Origin of the sequence: Devosia sp. 63-57, from assembly GCF_001899045.1 — a bacterium.
In the GTDB taxonomy this organism is placed as follows: domain Bacteria; phylum Pseudomonadota; class Alphaproteobacteria; order Rhizobiales; family Devosiaceae; genus Devosia; species Devosia equisanguinis.
Genome location: NZ_MKUY01000005.1, coordinates 2198415 through 2214676 on the forward strand (window position 1 = coordinate 2198415; position 16262 = coordinate 2214676).

A 16262-nucleotide genomic window follows, 5' to 3' on the forward strand; every position below is an offset into this window, starting at 1 on the left:
GGCAGTTGCGACGACCGCTCTGGTGGATGCGCGAGTTTTGCAGCTTGCGAGCCGCGAGCGGCGATGCTACGCAGGCACCGCTTTGGATTGCCCCTCTGGCGGAATGGTAGACGCAGAGGACTCAAAATCCTCCGCCGCGAGGCGTGCCGGTTCGAGTCCGGCGGGGGGCACCAAAGATTTCAAAGAGCGCAGTTATTTCACGTTTCTAGGTGGTTAGCGGGCGAACGTGCCCACCCCATTTCCGCGACGTGTCGTTTGTTACTTCATGGACTGGAGTAGCCTACAGGTTTTGGCTTCAGGCCGGATCTATCAATGTAACGCGCAGCGGATGGCAATCACACTATATCCGTGCCCTCGACCCGCTGGCCGACTGTAAGCGAAGCGGGCGCCCCCCTCAACGGCCGGCGGCAACTTACTGCGATAGCTCAGCCTCTTTGCGCTTCAGGAACGAGTCGTTCAGAAACGTCCCGAACGGGAAAAACGATGCGATTGTGGTTCTGGCCCATTCCAGAACTGTGAAGCTTTTTCCCCATAGGGCAACGATCATCATCAACAGATAGGCCAGAAAAGCCCATCCATGGATGGTGCCGACTGGAGGCACCAGATCTGGGAAATCGAAGAAGTACTTTGCTGGCATGGCTACGAAAAATAGCGCCAGGGTGGTCACGCCTTCAAGAATGGCGACGTATCGGAAAGCTTTAAACATGCTGCCGATATCGTACTTCACCCTCGAGGTGTCGTCGTGACCGATTGTCGCCCTGAACTGGCTTCGTCCATAGACCACGCGTTTGAGGCGACGAGTGACGCGACGCGTATGGTCAGTTTTACGCCGGAGGAAGACCAAACGCCTCGACGCCCATCCATCGCTTGAACGGGTGCGGCGTTTGCCCCGAATGAAGTCGGCAGCGCTGACGCATAGGCAATGGCTTGTGGATCCTGAGAAAATTACACTTTGGTCTTTGATCGCCGCCATCGTTTTGCAGTCTCGATAGGTCTCGTCAGCGCATTCTTCGGATAATTGGCCCGGGCTTACATTGCGATGCTGACGGAGCTCAAGCGCTACTCTCACAAAAACGCCTATCTTACGCGCCCAGCCAGAGGCGCATGAGAAAGATTGTCAGTACGCCGCTGGCCATTGCCGCGAAGAGATTTCGCGTGACGAGGAACACGACAGTTGTTGCGGCAGCAGCGATGACTTCGGCGATTGATCCAGAGACGAGGGCCGGCGCGACAAGGGCAGCGAGCACTGCTCCCGGGATGTGACGAAGCCAAGCTGCAGCAAAGCCGGTGCGCGGCAGGCGATCAGCCAGCAAAAGGCCGCTCGCCTTGATGGCAATGGTCATAAGCGCCATGCCGAGAATTGCGAGGACCGCTTCAGGACTGGTGTGCATGTTTGCGCACCTCCATGATTGCACCCGCCAGGCTGCCGACGATACCACCCACAAGAATGTGCCAACTCCCCTGCAGCCAATGCTGGGTGACAATGGCGGCCAGGGCGGCCACAAACCATGGCAGAAGATCGCCCCGGCCTTTCCACATCCCCAGCAGCAGGGCGAGGAATGTAGCCGTGAAGGCAAAGTCGAGCCCCCAGCGCGAGGGGTCATCAATGGCCGAGCCCAGGAAATAGCCGGTGAGATTTGTCGACATCCAGGAAATCCAGGCGAGCGCGCCTCCGCCCATCAGAAACGCCACGCTACCCTGGCCGCGCGCCATTGCGGCGACGGTCATGGCCCAGTTCTCGTCCGTCACCAGATACATGCTGAGCGCCCCGCTCCCGAGTTTGTCCTGGGGAAACAGCGGTCGCAGCGTAGCTGTCAGAAGCAGGTAGCGGAGATTGACAATCAGTGCCGCCAGCACGAGCGGGCCGATGGGCAGGGTCGCCGGGGTACTGGTCCAGAGGTCGAGTGCAACGAATTGCGCCGACCCCGCAAACACAAAGCCGCTCATCATCATGACTTCAAGCGCGCTCAACCCCGCCCCGCGCGCCAACACGCCCCAGACCAGACCATAGGCAGCGACCGAAATGGCCACCGGCACGCATGCGCGTGCTCCGGCCAGAAACTGGTCTAGGACGAGGGACGGGTTTGGATTTTGCGCACTCATCAGGCTCGCATATCACGGAGCCGGCAGCAGAATGCCATGATTATTGCTGATGGGGATCATCGCTGCCACTGATGGCACTCCCGTCTCGATTGACGAGGGCTTGAGCCGGGCGTAGATAGTCCGCCGTGTCATTGCCGAGCCTCCAGCGCCCGTCCAGCCAGCATCCGTCTACTTCGGTGCAAAGCGGTCCCACCGGCGCACTAGTCCGCTAGTTGTGCCGCCCCCGGGGCCGAGCGAGTTGACCTGCGCGTTTTCGTTCCCCGGAGTGTTCACATGAACCCCCATTCGACTCGACCGCTGTGGCAGCGGTTTGCCGTCTTCCTCGTCCCGCTTATGGCCTCGAATATTCTTCAGGCGTTGTCGGGGACGATCAATTCTATCTTTATCGGCCAGATGATCGGAGTGGATGCGCTGGCGGCGCTTGCCACCTTCTTCCCGATCCTGTTCTTTCTCATCAGCTTCATCATCGGCCTTTCCGCCGGCTCGACCATCCTGATCGGGCAGGCCTGGGGCGCCCGTAATGTCGACCGCGTCAAGCAGGTGACAGGCACAACCATTACCGCCGCCGTAGTAATGGGCCTGGTCGTCGCGATCATCGGCTCGGTTTTTATCGAGCAGATCATGAGCGTGCTCGGCGCGCCGGAAAATATTCGGCAGACCGCCATCGACTACGGACGCATCATGTTCCTCGGCATGCCGGGTTTCTTCGTCTTCCTCGTGGTCACTTCGGTGCTGCGCGGGGTTGGCGACACCATCACGCCGCTGTTCTCGCTTCTGCTCTCCATGGTCGTTGGCATCATCCTGACGCCGGCGTTGATCGAGGGCTGGTGGGGCCTGCCGGCACTGGGCGTCAACTCGGCCGCCTGGGGCTTTATCGCCGGCTTCGTCATCGTCTTGGTGTTTCTGTTCTTCTACATGCGTGCCCGCAAGATGCCGCTGGCTCCAGATGCGACCATGCTTCGTGCCTTGAAGCCGGACTTCAAGCTGCTCGGTCTTATCCTAAGGCTAGGGGTTCCTGCTGGGCTGCAGATGGTTGTGGCGTCTGTGGCCGGCATCGTGGTGGTCGGGCTGGTCAATCGCTTCGGTTCCAATGCGACAGCTGCCTATGGCGCTCTCAACCAGGTGCTGAACTATGTGCAGTTCCCAGCCATGTCGATCGGCATCGCCACCTCGATCTTCGGCGCCCAGGCGATTGGGGCGCGGCGGCAGGAACAGCTGGGCGCCATCACCCGCACGGCCTTGATGATGAACCTGATCATCACCGGCGCGCTGATTGCCTTGGCCTATCTGTTCAGCGAACGCCTGGTTGCACTGTTCATCACCGACCCTGAGGTGATCGATCTTACTCAGCATTTGCTGCACATCGTGCTCTGGGCCATTCTCCCCTTTGGCTGGGGTGTGGTGTTTTCGGGCATGATGCGCGCCAGCGGCATGGTCTACGCACCCATGGCCATTGCGTTGGCGGCGATCCTCATCATCGAGCTGCCCGGCGCCATCTGGCTGAGCCAGACCGATTTTGGCCTCTCGGGCATCTGGATTGCCTATGCAGCCAGCTTTACCGGCATGATGCTGATGCAGGCGGCCTGGTATTATTTCGTCTGGCGCCGCAAGGACATCGTGGCGCTGGTCTAGGCGCCGCAAACGAAAAGACCGGCGACATGTTGGTGTCGCCGGTCGCTCAAAGGCAAATCTGTCGGTTCTGTCAGTTATCGCCCAGTGTCAGCCTAACGGCGCGTTTGCCACCGGGGGCGAAGACATCGACTTCGACATGGACCGGATCCTGTGCCATGCGGCGGGTCCGGGCAGACAGCGCCATCACCACCGCCAAGAGGTCGCCGACCGAACGGCGCTGACGGGGCATTATGCTGTCGCTAAGACCGGCCAGCACCCGATTGCGTACGCGCATATCGGGCGAGGCGAGGGGAGAGCGGCCGATGAAACCGGCCAGTTCGATGAGGGCGTTCCGTTCACTCATGGGGCTACTCCAAACACAAGCACCAAGCTGTTTCCCCGTTCACCGGCCGGCGCTTGTTCGCGCCGTACCTATTCTTCTTGCGGCTGTTTCCAGCCTTTAGCCCTGCATGGCGAGACACGCCAGGCTCTGATCCTTGAGACGGTTGCACATGGTCGTGGCGTCGTCGCGATTGCCGAAACCGACGAAGCGGGCACGATAGAACGTCTGACCGTTCTTCTCGAAGCGTTCGACATAGGAGCGGAAGTCACCAAGGCCATTCACCTTGCGGGCCGCATCCGAAAGCATGGCGCGAGCGCTGTCCTCGGAGGGGCCGGCACCGATCTGCACGATCCAGCCACCGACATCAGGCGTCGCCTGAGCCACCGAACCCGAGGTCATCAGGTCGATCGGCTGGTTGTCATTGGCCTGAACGCTGCCCGGGGGCAACAGCGGCGCGGATGCCGGAGTCTGGCCGAGGGCAGCCGGTGGAGCGCCTAGATTATAGGTTTCGCTGAGCCACGCACCGATCACGTCCTGGCTGGGATAGGCAGGCTGCGGCGCCTGGGTGGGAGCAGCGAGGACGGCGGCAGCCTGCACGGCGGGCTGCAATGTCTGTGCAGTCGGGGGCGGCAGCGGCATGGGTGCGGTGCTGGCCACGGCAACAGGCTGTGCCTGCATCGGCTGGCTCTGCGGCTGCGCACCATTGGCAGCCACCAGCGCGGCGAAGCGGAAGGCGGGCATCGGCATGGGGGTGACGAACACCGGCTGCGTCGGCTGAGCGACGGCAACCTGCACATTATTGTTGCCCTGGCGGCCCGGCAGCGGCACCAGCGCGGTGCGCTGATAATCGCCGCGGCGACCCTTGGGCAGGTAGTTGGCCACAAGCTGACGCACCTTTTCATCACGCGCGCCGGCCGAATTGAAGCCAAAGGCGACGATGACGATGTGGCGGTTATCTTTGCGTGCGGCGGTCAACAGATTGGAACCGGCAGCATTGATGTAGCCGGTCTTGATGCCGTCGACGGCACCCATATAGCCGAGCACGCGGTTATGGTTGCCATAGGTCTTCCCGCCGAAGCGGAAGGCCGTGGTCTGGAAATACTCGTAATATTGCGGGAAATGCTGGTAGACGGCGATGCCCAGGATAGCCTGGTCGCGCACCGTGGTCAGCTGACCGCCATCGGGCAGGCCAGAAGCGTTGCGGTAGGTGGTGTTGCGCATGCCCATGGCGCGTGCCGTAGCGGTCATGCGCTCGGCGAACTTGGTTTCCGAGCCGGAAATATTTTCTGCAATGACCCTGGCAATGTCGTTGGCCGAGAGGGTCACCAGAGCCTTGATAGCGTCCTCAACCGAGATGGTGGCACCGGCCCGCAGCCCCAGCTTTGTCGGAACCGCCGAGGCGGCGTGACGGGACACGGTCATCTTGGTGGTGAGCGAGAGATTTCCGGCGTTCAACTCCTGAAACAGGATGTAGAGCGTCATCACCTTGGCCACGGAGGCGGGGTAACGCTTGGAATCGGCGGCTTCCTCGTAGAGAACCTGTCCGGACTTGGCGTCCACGACGATGCCGGCATATTTGCGGAGGTTTTCGATCGCGTGCGCCGGTGCTGCAGCGTGCAGGCTGACGGCAAGCGACAGAAAAAGTGCTGCAAGGGCGCGGAAAAACACGACGCGCCAGGGGGTCTTCGCCAGGAAAATCACCCGGTACTCCAATTACTCAATCGGGCGGCCTCATGCCCGTACGCAACACAACAATCGATGTTCCGAGTGGTCCCCAAACCCCGCAACATCATCCTTTTCGACAATATGGCCTGCGCCGTTACCATTCCGTAAAATGCAATCGATTTTTGGTGCTGAGTCTCCAAATGGCCACGAGGCAATGCGATGCCTCTTCAATCCCGGCCTGACCGAACCTCCGCGGCGCGGTCAAATAATCGGGATGGCATGGCCCTTAACACCGCGCCATTTTTGCTTACATAATGCACCTAACCAGCTGCTTCGTTTCCTCTGGCGACAGTCGACCCCAATGACCATGATTTCTCTTCAGCCCATCCTGTCCAAATCCTCCGCATTCCAGCAGCGCCAGGGCTTTGCCTTGGTCAGCGGACCTGCGAACAAGGACGATGGGAAAGGCGGCGGCAACGACGCAGGTTTTGAAACCGGGACGGCGACCAAGACGCGTCCCAAAACCAAGCGGCCGAACCTCTATCGGGTTCTGCTGCTCAACGACGACTACACGCCGATGGAATTCGTCGTTCTGGTGCTGCAGGACGTCTTCAACAAGTCGCGAGAAGACGCCATGCAGATCATGCTGCACGTTCACCAGAAGGGGGTGGGTGAGTGCGGCGTATATCCTTACGAAGTCGCCGAAACCAAGGTGACCCGCGTCATGGATACGGCACGCAAGAACCAGCATCCGCTGCAATGCGTGATGGAAAAACAGTAGGAACATCATATGCCCTCATTTTCGCGCGGACTCGAAAAGGCCCTGCATCAGGCAATGAACCTGGCTCGGGAGCGTAACCATGAGTTCGCCACGCTCGAGCACCTCCTGCTGGCGCTGACCGACGACCGCGAGACGATCGCCGTGCTCACCGGCTGCGACGTCGATATCGACGCGCTCAAAAGCGACCTCGAAGATTTCATCAATGAAGAACTGGACAGCCTCGTCGTGCAGAACGGCCAGGATGCGCGCCCGACGGCCGCGTTCCAGCGCGTCATTCAGCGCGCCGTTATCCATGTTCAATCCTCCGGCCGCGAAGAGGTGACTGGGGCCAACGTGCTCGTCGCTATTTTCGCCGAACGCGAGAGCCACGCCGCCTATTTCCTCGAACAGCAGGACATGAGCCGGCTGGACGCGGTCAATTTTATCTCCCACGGCATCACCAAGTCCGGCCATAGCGAAGAGCGCAAGGTGCGCGGCGCCGAGGAAGGGGAGGGCTCTGCCGAAGGGGGTGCAGAAGGCAAAAAGAGTTCGGCTCTCGCCGATTTCTGCGTCAACCTCAATGACAAGGCCAAGGCCGGCAAGGTTGATCCGTTGATCGGTCGTGATGCCGAACTGCGCCGCACCATCCAGGTGCTCTGCCGCCGCTCCAAGAACAATCCGCTCTATGTCGGTGACGCCGGCGTGGGCAAGACCGCGATTGCCGAGGGTCTGGCCCGCAAGATCGTCGAGGGCGATGTTCCAGAGGTGCTCAAGGAAGCGGTGATCTACTCGCTCGATATGGGCTCGCTGCTTGCTGGCACCCGCTATCGCGGTGACTTCGAGGAGCGTCTCAAGCAGGTGATGAAGGAGCTCGAGAAGATGCCGCATGCGGTGCTCTTCATCGACGAAATCCACACCATGATCGGTGCCGGCGCAACCTCCGGCGGCGCGCTCGATGCGTCGAACCTGCTCAAGCCAGCCTTGGCCAGCGGGGCGATCCGCTGCATCGGCTCGACCACCTACAAGGAGTACCGTCAGTTCTTCGAGAAAGATCGGGCTCTGGTTCGTCGCTTCCAGAAGATCGACGTCAATGAGCCGTCTGTCCCGGACGCCATCGAGATCGTGAAGGGCTTGCGGCCCTATTTCGAAGAGTTCCACAAGATCAAGTACACGGACGAGGCTCTCAAGGCCGCCGTGGAACTCAGCGCGCGCTATATCACCGATCGCAAGCTGCCCGACAAGGCCATCGACGTGATCGACGAGACCGGCGCCAGCCAGATGCTGCTTCCCGAGGACCAGCGCAAGAAGCTGATTGATGTGGAGGATATCGAAACCACCATCGCCTCGATTGCTCGCATTCCGCCTAAGTCGGTGTCCAAGTCCGATGCCGAACTCCTGTCGGGACTGGAACAGAGCCTGCGCACGGTTGTGTTTGGACAGGACGATGCGATCACGGCACTGTCCTCGGCGATCAAGCTGGCCCGTGCCGGCCTGCGCGAGCCGGAGAAGCCGATCGGTTCGTACCTGTTTACCGGTCCGACCGGTGTCGGCAAGACGGAAGTCGCCAAGCAGCTGGCCGATACGCTCGGCGTCGAGCTCCTGCGATTCGATATGTCCGAATATATGGAACGCCATACTATCAGCCGCCTGATCGGTGCGCCCCCGGGCTATGTCGGCTTCGACCAGGGCGGATTGCTCACCGATGGCGTCGACCAGCATCCGCATTGCGTGGTGCTGCTGGACGAAATTGAGAAGGCTCATCCGGACCTCTACAATGTGTTGCTCCAGGTGATGGACCACGGCAAGCTGACCGATCACAATGGCAAGGCGGTCGACTTCCGCAATGTCATCCTGATCATGACGTCGAACGTTGGTGCATCCGAACTGGCCCGCTCGCCCATCGGCTTTGGCCGCAAGCGCGAGAAGGGCGACGACGAAGAGGCGATCAACCGCACCTTCTCGCCGGAGTTCCGCAACCGCCTCGACGCGATCATCTCCTTCGCGCCGCTGCCGCGTGAAGTGGTGCGCCGCGTCGTCGAGAAATTCGTGCTGCAGCTTGAAGGCCAATTGGCCGAACGCGGGGTCACGATCAACCTTACGCCCGAAGCCGCCGACTGGCTGGCCGAGCACGGTTATGACGAACGTATGGGTGCACGCCCGCTAGGTCGCGTGATCCAGGAATACGTCAAGAAACCGCTGGCCGATCAGGTGCTTTTCGGGGAACTCGTCAATGGCGGCAATGTCACCGTGGCCGTCGTCGGTGAAGGCTCCGAGGCCAAGCTGGAACTGGTAGCCACCCCACCGCGTCCAGCAAAGCCCAAGGCGTTGCCTAAGCCGAAGAAGCCAAAGGCAACGGCAGACAAGAGTTGACGCTGCCAGCAGCGTTCACCATGAAGAGGCCGGGAGCGATCCCGGCCTTTTTGTATTCGATGTCCGCACGCCTGAACCCCCGGCATGTCACTCCGTCGGCATCTTGCCAAACAAAACTAACACTGTTAGGAAAAAGGCTAATACATATCGTTTTGGGTGCATGCGGTGGTCAGGGTAGGCCTAACACGAGACAAAATCATCGCGGCGGCGGCCAGGCTTGCCGATGAAGACGGGTTTGACAGTCTGACGCTGGCGGCAATTGCACGACTGTTCGACGTGCGGTTGCCCAGTCTCTATGGCCATGTGGAAAGTGTGCACGAGCTCAAGAAGGGCGTCGCTCTTCTCGCTCTGCAGCGTCTGGCTGACCGGACGGAAGAAGCGGTCGCAGGGCGGGCAGGCAGAGACGCTTTGTTCGGACTGGCCAATGCCCATCGCGACTTCGCGCGCCAGCATCCGGGCCTGTTCCAGGCGTCTCGTTATCCACTTGATGGTGCAAGCGCCGCAGCCAGTGGCGGCGCGCGCCTGGCGCGGGTCAACCACGCGATGCTGCGGGGCTATAACCTCGAAGACGAAGACCGTGTCCACGCCACGCGGTTGATCGGCTCATTCGTCTTGGGCTTTTCCCTGCTGGAGCTGGCCGGGAGCTTCAGCCACAGCGCCCCGGATGTCGAGCTGTCCTGGAACCGCGACATCGACGCCCTTGATGCTCTGTTGCAGAGCTGGGCGAGCCAAACAAACAAGAGCTGAAAGCGCCTGCAAGATGAAAGCCCCCCGCTTAACGATCACCACAGCAATCGCACCATCTCTGATGCGCGGCTTTGCCGAGCTTGGGCGGACTGATTTTGGCGTGCTGCCCCACCGCCTGCCGGCGAAGGCGCGCGCACAATGTTCAGATCCACAGTTGGCTATGGTTGAAACCGAGCCCTCTGCCGTTCGGCTGGTGTTTCAGACCGTCGCCACCGCTATCGAGCTCGACGTCATGACCACGCGGCGTCAGATTGTCGGCGTTCCTCCTCGGCCGGTCGGCGTCTTTGACTTGTGCGTCGATGGCCGACTTGAACGCCAGTTATCGGCAAAGGACGCAACCATCCTGCGTTTCGACATGGCCTCTGGAGCCATGGCTCGCGAAGCGGCGGCAGTACAAACGCTTCGCTTTGACGGCCTGGCAGGTAATGAGAAACGCGTAGAGATCTGGCTACCGCACAACGAGGTCACCGAGCTCGGCGTCTTGAGGTCGGATGCGCCGCTCAACACGGTTTCGGAAGAGGGCAGGCCGCTTTGGGTGCACCACGGAAGTTCGATCAGCCACGGCTCCAATGCTACCTCGCCGACAGGAATCTGGCCCGTCATTGCGGCGGCATCCGCTGGCCTCGATCTGATGAATATGGGATTTGGCGGCAATGCTCTGCTCGACCCGTTCACCGCTCGCGCCATCCGCGACAGGCCGGCCGATGTCATCAGCGTCAAGATCGGCATCAACGTGGTCAATGCCGACCTGATGCGGCTGCGCGCTTTCGGACCTGCTGTGCATGGATTTCTCGACACCATTCGCGATGGCCATCCCGACACGCCGCTGCTCGTCATTTCGCCGATCTACTGTCCGATCCACGAAACCACGCCCGGTCCAGGTATGTTCGACCTTGATGCTCTAGCGAGGGGCGAGACAAAATTTGTCGCCCTTGGCAAGGCCGAGGAGGTCCGCTCGGGCAAGCTAACCCTCAGCGTTATTCGCGAGCAGCTTGCGGCCATTGTCGAGCAACGGAGCGGTGAGGACGCCAACATTCATTATTTGGACGGGCGGCATCTTTACGGCGAAGCCGACCATGAGCGCCTGCCGCTGCCAGATCGTTTGCATCCCGACGCTGAAACGCATCGCCTCATTGGCGAGCGGTTCGGACCGGTCTTGCAAAAATTGATGCCAATGTCGAATTCCGCCGCTCTCGCTCGTCGTGGTTCAGAACGCCCATGATACCGGGGCACACAGGAGACTGACGATGCGCTACTTCATGTCCATTATTCCGCCGGCCGACCTCAAGCCCGAGGATGTTAGTCAGGAGCTCATGGATGCCATGGGGCCCTGGATGGAGAAGAACCTGGCCTCAGGCGCGCTGGTGTCCACTGGCGGCCTTAAGCCGGTGAGCGAGGGACGGCGGCTGGGTGGGCAGACTGGCGCGGTAGTCATAACCGATGGCCCTTTTGCAGAAGCCAAGGAAGTCATTGGCGGCTACGCGGTTTTTGAGGCGCCTGATGTAGAAGCGGCGTCGCGGATCGCCCAGGAGTTTCTGCAGCTGCATATCGATTCAGGTCTGATCGATGTGGTGCTGGAACTGCGCGAGATCGCTGGCGGGGTCAATATCTGAACGAGCGGTTTAGCGGGCAGGCGCCTATGGGCTCGTCGCCCGTTTCGTTTAGCGGCCATGTGCAGTGGGCACCGGTCAGTAAAGTGTGCGCTTGTAGTCTTCTTCCAAGCCGGCATCGATCCTGGCCATTTCCTCCGGACCCGGCGCGACCGAGGTCTCATCCAGGATAATCTTGATCAGCGACGGCATGGCTTTGCGGTCCTGGTGATGCGCAGGGTCCCAGAGATGCGAACGCCGGAATGCCTTGGCGCAATGCATGAAGACTTCGCGAACCTCCACGACGATGGCGAGCGTCGGCCTGCGATTGTTCACCACCATTGTCTCGAGCAAGGTCGGGTCGGTGGTCAGTTTGGCAGTGCCGTTGACGCGAAGCGTATCGTCGAAACCGGGAATGACGAACAGCAGTCCCACATTGGGGTTGGCAACGATATTGGACAGGCTGTCGAGCCGATTATTGCCTGGGCGGTCGGGGATTGCGAGCGTCTTGTCATCGAGTATGCGCACAAAGCCAGGCGGATCGCCGCGCGGACTGACATCGGCGCGGCCCGCAAGGTCCTGTGTCCCGATGCAGACAAAGGGCGAGCGAGCAATGAATTCGCGTGAGTGTACGCCCAAGCTACTCTGAAATTTCTGCACCGCCAGGTCGTGCGTGGCGGGATAAAGTGCACGCAGCGTCTCCTCGTCCTCGATCAGGTGAGTTGCGTCCATATCGTCCTCCTCGAAACGGATGTGGTGGCCTTACCACGTTCATCTCAAAATGAGGTACGTACATCATTCTTGTCAAGCGCAAGAATCGTGCCTCACCCGGCCTCTCTGCTGCCGGCCAGAAGATGGCCCATAGTGAAGGCACCGTAGACGGCGATAGGGATGTAAAGCGCGTGAATTCCAGCCCAGCGATAGGCGAGGGCGCCGGTGGTGGCGCCGCCGAGAAGCCCGAACCAGATACCCAGATGCTGCAGCCAGCGCAGCGGAGGTACCTTGCCTTGTAGGGCGAGGGCCAGCTCCTGGCCTGCAGTATAGAGCGTGCCGGTAACGAAAGTAGCGCCGAGTCGCACTGTGCTTCGCATCGGCAGGATGGCATTTTGCGCGCCGGCCGAGGCCGCGAGGACCAGCATGGCGATGGCGGACGGCACGCCGGCCAACACCAAGGCTGTCGTAAGGCAGACCCCAACAAACACGGCGCCGCTCACCGCCGCAGGGCCCCACCGAACATTTGAAAAAGCCAGCGCCGCACCGATCACTGAGCCGATGAAGAATAGAGCCACCAGGGCCATGGTCATGCCGAAGACTGGGTAGGCGCCTGCCACGAGCGCGGCGCCGCCTTGGGTGGTATTGCCGCTCATGAATGAGACGAAATAGCCGCCCAATTCGATAAAGCCGACTGCATCTATGAATCCCGCCGCGCCGGTCAGCAGCATGCCGAGGACGAGATGCCGTGCTGGAGCCATCGGCAATACCCCTTTGGTCTCGCGGCTACACGCCGCATCGTTGGGCGATGAGGACTAGATGTGGGCGCCGATGTCTTTGGCCAGAGCTGCCAGTTCAGCGTCATTAGCGCGGCCGCCGGCATGGGCCCCAAGAGCCACGCCCTCATAGACTGGAATGAGGTGGAAATGCAGGTGGAACACGGTCTGTCCAGCCGGTGCCTCGTTGAACTGGGCCAACCGCACGCCGTCGGCATTAGTGGCCGCCTTTACTGCCTGCGCCACCCGCTGCACCAGTGGCATCAGGGCACTGAGCGCCGCCGGATCGGCATCGAGCAGGTTGCGCGATGCAGCCTTGGGGATGACCAGGGTATGGCCCTTCGACTGCGGAAAGATGTCCATCATTACCAGAGCGGTCTCGTCCTCATAGACCTTGTGGCAGGGCATGTCGCCCTTGAGGATCGTCGCGAAAATATTGTTGGGATCGTAGCTCATCGCACCCTCATGGATTTTATTCGCCTGCCGTAGCCGGGGCTTCCTCGCCCTGGTTTTTGGCGTAACGGAAACGGAAGAAGTTGAGAACGGCCAGGCCGGTCAGCGTCACCGGTACATATTTAAAGCCGCGCGTAATGAAGAACAGCGCGATACTGACCGCGGTTTCGGCACTCATCGCGCCCTTGCCCATTGCCGAGGTAAATGACGATGGCACGATGTGGCGGTAGATGAGATCGTTCGAGCGATAATAGCTGCGCGCACGGGCGGCAAAGGCACGCTTTGAGGACGAGTAATCCTTCAGCTCGTCTAGTCCCATATCGCCGTGAAACTCTACCTCAGAGCCGACAGCCCAGACTTCGGGAGCGGTCAGGCGTGCCTTGCCGTGTTCCACAAAGAGATCGATGAGATCGCGAAACGTCACATAATTGGCATTCCAGCAGTCATCGCTCTTGGCGCCATGCGCCAACACTAGAACATCGGCGCGCTCGAGTTTGTCACGGATCGCATCATACTGCCCGGGTGAAAAGTCCACGCCCGATTTGGCAGTGTCGACAATGGCCCCGCGTTTTTGCAGCGCCTTGACCATGGCCGCGCCGAAAGCGCCGCTTGCGCCGGTGACGAGAAACCGCCGGCCCTCGATCTGGCAGGTGGTGCCCATGATCAGGTCAAAGGCATTGGTGAATGACGAAAAGAAATTGTGCGGATAGACGTGATGCATGGCATGGTAGTTGTTGTTCACCCACAACAATCCCTGTTTGCCGCCGACACGGTCCATCGACATGTGATTGTAGTCCAGTCCCTCTTCACGCAGCGTTTGCACCAGCATCACCGTGCGGATGATCGCCACAGCGGCAATGGGTGGCCAAGTAAACACCAGCAAGAACAGTGCGGTTCCGACCATGCCGGTCAAGTACTCCGGCAGAATGTGAAACCAGATATTTGCCCGGGCATAGGCCGGGTTGACCTGCATATCCAGTCCTAGAAATTTGTGGTGCACCCAGTGCCACGACGAGAATTTGCGCAGCAGCGGATTGGTGGAGCGCTCCCAGCGATGCAACAACCAATGGAGCGCGTCGAATAAAGCCGTCGATACGACGAAAACGAGTCCTGCCTGCAGCAGGAAGATCAGAATGTCCCAAACCATGATGCCTGTTTAGGCCCTGCCGTCGCCCACGCAAAGAACTTTTGCCCCTCGCATCACCGTTGTTGCCGGTCACCGCGCCGGAATGGCGTAAATTCTTCGAGAATTTCTTGCTCGCGCGCCACGGTGGCCTGTTCTTCACGAAGATAGTCGGCCACCGCGTGGCGCAGTCCCGGATGGGCGATCCAGTGCGCGGAATGAGTCGTCACCGGAGCATAGCCGCGTGCCAGCTTGTGCTCGCCTTGGGCGCCAGCTTCGACGACAGCCAGTTTGTGCGCGATGGCATAATCGATGGCCTGGTAGTAGCACACCTCGAAGTGCAGGAATGGCACGTCGCGCGTCGCGCCCCAGTTTCGGCCGAACAGACGATCGCGGCCCCGGAAATTGATGGCGCCGGCGATAGGCTCGTTGCCATCATAAGCCAGCATCAGCACCACCCGATCGGCCATGTACTGCCCGAGCAGCGAGAAGAAAGCGCGGTTGAGATAGGGGCGCCCCCATTTCCGCGCGCCGGTATCCTCATAAAAAGCGAAGAAGGCGTCCCAGTGCTCCTCGCGCAATTCAGTGCCTGAAAGCCACTTGACCGTTATTCCGTCGGCCAAGGCGTCGCGACGCTCGCGCCGGATGACCTTGCGCTTGCGCGATGACAGGGTGTCGAGGAACTGCTCGAAATCGGCAAAGCCCTCATTGCGCCAATGGAATTGCGTGTCTTTGCGAGTCAGCCAGTCCAGTGAGCCGGCCAGTTCCACCTCTGCATCGGGCAGGAAAGTGAGATGCACCGAGGACGCATTCCGCTGTCCGGCCAACTGCTGGGCCGTGGAGAGCAGGGCCGCCTGAATGTCGATCTGTCCCGATGGCACCAGCAGTTTCGAAGCCGTCGCTGGGGTAAAGGGCACCGAGCCCTGCAGTTTGGGATAGTACTGCCCACCCGCACGCTCCAGCGCATTGGCCCAACCGTGGTCGAACACATATTCGCCCATGGAGTGGGATTTGAGGAATAGGGGCAGTAGGCCGACCGCCACGCCTTCGGCATTGTTCAGCAGCATGTGCTGCGGCTGCCACCCGGTGCGTGCAGTGGCGCAACCGGATTCTTCGAGCGCCAGAAAGAACGCGTGGTCGAGGAATGGATTGTCGACCACGCCATCTGTCGAAGGGACAAGGCTGTTCCACACCGCGGCGGGGATGGACGCCGTGGTGGGGTGGATATTTGCCGTTAAGCCGTCAGTCGACACGGTCGGGATTGAAGCCTTCAAAGACGATCTGATCGATATGGGGACGCGCGGCCTCCGCTTCAACGGCGGAGCGGATGGTCCAGGCGGTGATCGGTTTACCAAGCGCGCGCCAGAACACGATCGCCGGCAGTGTCAACGCGGCCTTGTCGCAGGAAATGAAATCGAACTGCGTCTCATGCCAGTGGAGAAGGTGGCGCATGCTGTAGCGCTGCTCCTCTGTGATCCCTGGCGGATAGTCTTCACCCTCATAATCGTAGGTGATGATCCCGCGCGGACCGGCAAAGCCGAAGTCACGGATCAGGCTGATCAAGCGCGGATCGAATGACTCAACGGTCACTGCGCCGGTGTAGCGGGCCAGCGAGCCGGCCGCCGCCTCTGCCAGGCGCCGGGTGGCCTCGGCATCGGGCTGGTGCTTGAGTTCGATCTGCAGCAGGGCGCGGCCATCGATCTGCTCGAGGAAAGCATCCAGCGTCTGCGGCCGGTCACCGGCTTTGCTGTCCTTGAGGCCGATATGGGTCAGCTCAGCAACCGGCCGATCACTGACCAGGCCGGTTTCACCCGTCAGCCGGTCGAGCACCTCGTCGTGAAAAACCACTGGCACCCCGTCCCGGCTCAGCTGCAAGTCGCACTCGATGGCAAAATGGCCCGCAATGGCCGCTTCGAATGCGGCGGCACTGTTCTCGACGATGCCGGCGGCGCGATCATGCAGGCCGCGATGCGCGATGGGACGGGAAAAAAGCTGGCTGGTCATGGCTTCC

General features: G+C 60.7%; 17 protein-coding genes and 1 tRNA gene. 7 read left to right on the top strand and 11 right to left on the bottom strand.

Annotated elements, in window-relative coordinates:
* The first annotated feature begins 89 nt into the window (after positions 1 to 89).
* Positions 90 to 173: transfer RNA gene (locus BGO80_RS18825), tRNA-Leu, on the top strand.
* 239 nt (positions 174 to 412) lie between these two features.
* Here BGO80_RS18825 and BGO80_RS18830 read toward each other — a convergent pair.
* From BGO80_RS18830 to BGO80_RS18840, 3 genes are all read right to left on the bottom strand, one after another.
* Entirely contained in the window at positions 413 to 973 is a 561-nt protein-coding gene (locus BGO80_RS18830) for a DUF3817 domain-containing protein (protein ID WP_206437868.1), read from the bottom strand.
* A 109-nt stretch (positions 974 to 1082) separates the two neighbouring features.
* Complete coding sequence (locus BGO80_RS18835) at positions 1083 to 1391, bottom strand: AzlD family protein (RefSeq protein ID WP_126151580.1); 309 nt, start codon at positions 1389 to 1391, stop codon at positions 1083 to 1085.
* The gene (locus BGO80_RS18840) at positions 1375 to 2103 is read right to left on the bottom strand and encodes an AzlC family ABC transporter permease (protein ID WP_126151579.1); all 729 of its coding nucleotides are present in this window, start codon (positions 2101 to 2103) and stop codon (positions 1375 to 1377) included. Before BGO80_RS18840 ends, BGO80_RS18835 begins: the two co-directional genes overlap by 17 nt.
* A gap of 273 nt (positions 2104 to 2376) precedes the next feature.
* On the opposite strand from BGO80_RS18840, the gene BGO80_RS18845 reads away from it, so the two are divergent.
* Positions 2377 to 3735 (top strand): MATE family efflux transporter, encoded by a 1359-nt coding sequence (locus BGO80_RS18845; RefSeq protein ID WP_286722925.1) that lies wholly within the window; start codon positions 2377 to 2379, stop codon positions 3733 to 3735.
* Positions 3736 to 3805: 70 nt separating this feature from the next.
* Here the strand turns inward: BGO80_RS18845 and BGO80_RS18850 are convergent, their stop codons facing one another.
* Positions 3806 to 4078, bottom strand: coding sequence for a hypothetical protein (locus BGO80_RS18850; RefSeq protein WP_126151577.1), 273 nt, complete (start codon positions 4076 to 4078; stop codon positions 3806 to 3808).
* Between the two features lie 96 nt (positions 4079 to 4174).
* On the bottom strand, positions 4175 to 5758 hold the full coding sequence (locus BGO80_RS18855) for a serine hydrolase (protein ID WP_286722926.1): 1584 nt from the start codon (positions 5756 to 5758) through the stop codon (positions 4175 to 4177).
* Positions 5759 to 6089: 331 nt separating this feature from the next.
* On the opposite strand from BGO80_RS18855, the gene clpS reads away from it, so the two are divergent.
* The 5 genes from clpS to BGO80_RS18880 all read left to right on the top strand — a co-directional run bounded on the left by clpS (position 6090) and on the right by BGO80_RS18880 (position 11212).
* Positions 6090 to 6503 (top strand): ATP-dependent Clp protease adapter ClpS, encoded by a 414-nt coding sequence (gene clpS / locus BGO80_RS18860; protein ID WP_502686574.1) that lies wholly within the window; start codon positions 6090 to 6092, stop codon positions 6501 to 6503.
* A gap of 9 nt (positions 6504 to 6512) precedes the next feature.
* On the top strand, positions 6513 to 8852 hold the full coding sequence (clpA, locus tag BGO80_RS18865; RefSeq protein WP_286722928.1) for an ATP-dependent Clp protease ATP-binding subunit ClpA: 2340 nt from the start codon (positions 6513 to 6515) through the stop codon (positions 8850 to 8852).
* 156 nt (positions 8853 to 9008) lie between these two features.
* Positions 9009 to 9599 (top strand): TetR/AcrR family transcriptional regulator, encoded by a 591-nt coding sequence (locus BGO80_RS18870; protein WP_211199031.1) that lies wholly within the window; start codon positions 9009 to 9011, stop codon positions 9597 to 9599.
* 13 nt (positions 9600 to 9612) lie between these two features.
* Positions 9613 to 10821: a GDSL-type esterase/lipase family protein gene (locus BGO80_RS18875; protein WP_126151573.1), complete on the top strand. Its 1209-nt coding sequence runs from the start codon at positions 9613 to 9615 to the stop codon at positions 10819 to 10821.
* 25 nt (positions 10822 to 10846) lie between these two features.
* Entirely contained in the window at positions 10847 to 11212 is a 366-nt protein-coding gene (locus BGO80_RS18880; protein WP_126151572.1) for a YciI family protein, read from the top strand.
* Between the two features lie 75 nt (positions 11213 to 11287).
* Here the strand turns inward: BGO80_RS18880 and BGO80_RS18885 are convergent, their stop codons facing one another.
* The 6 genes from BGO80_RS18885 to BGO80_RS18910 all read right to left on the bottom strand — a co-directional run bounded on the left by BGO80_RS18885 (position 11288) and on the right by BGO80_RS18910 (position 16255).
* Positions 11288 to 11920, bottom strand: coding sequence for a pyridoxamine 5'-phosphate oxidase family protein (locus BGO80_RS18885; protein ID WP_126151571.1), 633 nt, complete (start codon positions 11918 to 11920; stop codon positions 11288 to 11290).
* A gap of 92 nt (positions 11921 to 12012) precedes the next feature.
* Positions 12013 to 12660, bottom strand: a complete 648-nt coding sequence (locus BGO80_RS18890) for a YoaK family protein (RefSeq protein ID WP_286722929.1) — start codon at positions 12658 to 12660, stop codon at positions 12013 to 12015.
* A 54-nt stretch (positions 12661 to 12714) separates the two neighbouring features.
* Positions 12715 to 13131, bottom strand: coding sequence for an HIT family protein (locus BGO80_RS18895; protein ID WP_126151569.1), 417 nt, complete (start codon positions 13129 to 13131; stop codon positions 12715 to 12717).
* A 16-nt stretch (positions 13132 to 13147) separates the two neighbouring features.
* Positions 13148 to 14275 carry a hypothetical protein gene (locus tag BGO80_RS18900; RefSeq protein WP_286722930.1) on the bottom strand — a complete coding sequence of 376 codons (1128 nt, stop codon included), beginning with the start codon at positions 14273 to 14275 and terminating at the stop codon, positions 13148 to 13150.
* Positions 14276 to 14328: 53 nt separating this feature from the next.
* Complete coding sequence (locus BGO80_RS18905; protein WP_502686566.1) at positions 14329 to 15525, bottom strand: GNAT family N-acetyltransferase; 1197 nt, start codon at positions 15523 to 15525, stop codon at positions 14329 to 14331.
* Entirely contained in the window at positions 15494 to 16255 is a 762-nt protein-coding gene (locus BGO80_RS18910) for a glycerophosphodiester phosphodiesterase family protein (RefSeq protein ID WP_286722931.1), read from the bottom strand. Before BGO80_RS18910 ends, BGO80_RS18905 begins: the two co-directional genes overlap by 32 nt.
* Between the last annotated feature and the right edge of the window lie 7 nt (positions 16256 to 16262).

What these genes read in the sequence shown, in the direction of transcription:
- BGO80_RS18830 (WP_206437868.1), bottom strand. Translation starts at nt 973, where the DNA reads ATGGCGGCGATCAAAGACCAAAGTGTAATTTTCTCAGGATCCACAAGC.
- BGO80_RS18835 (WP_126151580.1), bottom strand. Translation starts at nt 1,391, where the DNA reads ATGCACACCAGTCCTGAAGCGGTCCTCGCAATTCTCGGCATGGCGCTT.
- BGO80_RS18840 (WP_126151579.1), bottom strand. Translation starts at nt 2,103, where the DNA reads ATGAGTGCGCAAAATCCAAACCCGTCCCTCGTCCTAGACCAGTTTCTG.
- BGO80_RS18845 (WP_286722925.1), top strand. Translation starts at nt 2,377, where the DNA reads ATGAACCCCCATTCGACTCGACCGCTGTGGCAGCGGTTTGCCGTCTTC.
- BGO80_RS18850 (WP_126151577.1), bottom strand. Translation starts at nt 4,078, where the DNA reads ATGAGTGAACGGAACGCCCTCATCGAACTGGCCGGTTTCATCGGCCGC.
- clpS (WP_502686574.1), top strand. Translation starts at nt 6,090, where the DNA reads ATGATTTCTCTTCAGCCCATCCTGTCCAAATCCTCCGCATTCCAGCAG.
- clpA (WP_286722928.1), top strand. Translation starts at nt 6,513, where the DNA reads ATGCCCTCATTTTCGCGCGGACTCGAAAAGGCCCTGCATCAGGCAATG.
- BGO80_RS18875 (WP_126151573.1), top strand. Translation starts at nt 9,613, where the DNA reads ATGAAAGCCCCCCGCTTAACGATCACCACAGCAATCGCACCATCTCTG.
- BGO80_RS18880 (WP_126151572.1), top strand. Translation starts at nt 10,847, where the DNA reads ATGCGCTACTTCATGTCCATTATTCCGCCGGCCGACCTCAAGCCCGAG.
- BGO80_RS18885 (WP_126151571.1), bottom strand. Translation starts at nt 11,920, where the DNA reads ATGGACGCAACTCACCTGATCGAGGACGAGGAGACGCTGCGTGCACTT.
- BGO80_RS18890 (WP_286722929.1), bottom strand. Translation starts at nt 12,660, where the DNA reads ATGGCTCCAGCACGGCATCTCGTCCTCGGCATGCTGCTGACCGGCGCG.
- BGO80_RS18895 (WP_126151569.1), bottom strand. Translation starts at nt 13,131, where the DNA reads ATGAGCTACGATCCCAACAATATTTTCGCGACGATCCTCAAGGGCGAC.
- BGO80_RS18900 (WP_286722930.1), bottom strand. Translation starts at nt 14,275, where the DNA reads ATGGTTTGGGACATTCTGATCTTCCTGCTGCAGGCAGGACTCGTTTTC.
- BGO80_RS18910 (WP_286722931.1), bottom strand. Translation starts at nt 16,255, where the DNA reads ATGACCAGCCAGCTTTTTTCCCGTCCCATCGCGCATCGCGGCCTGCAT.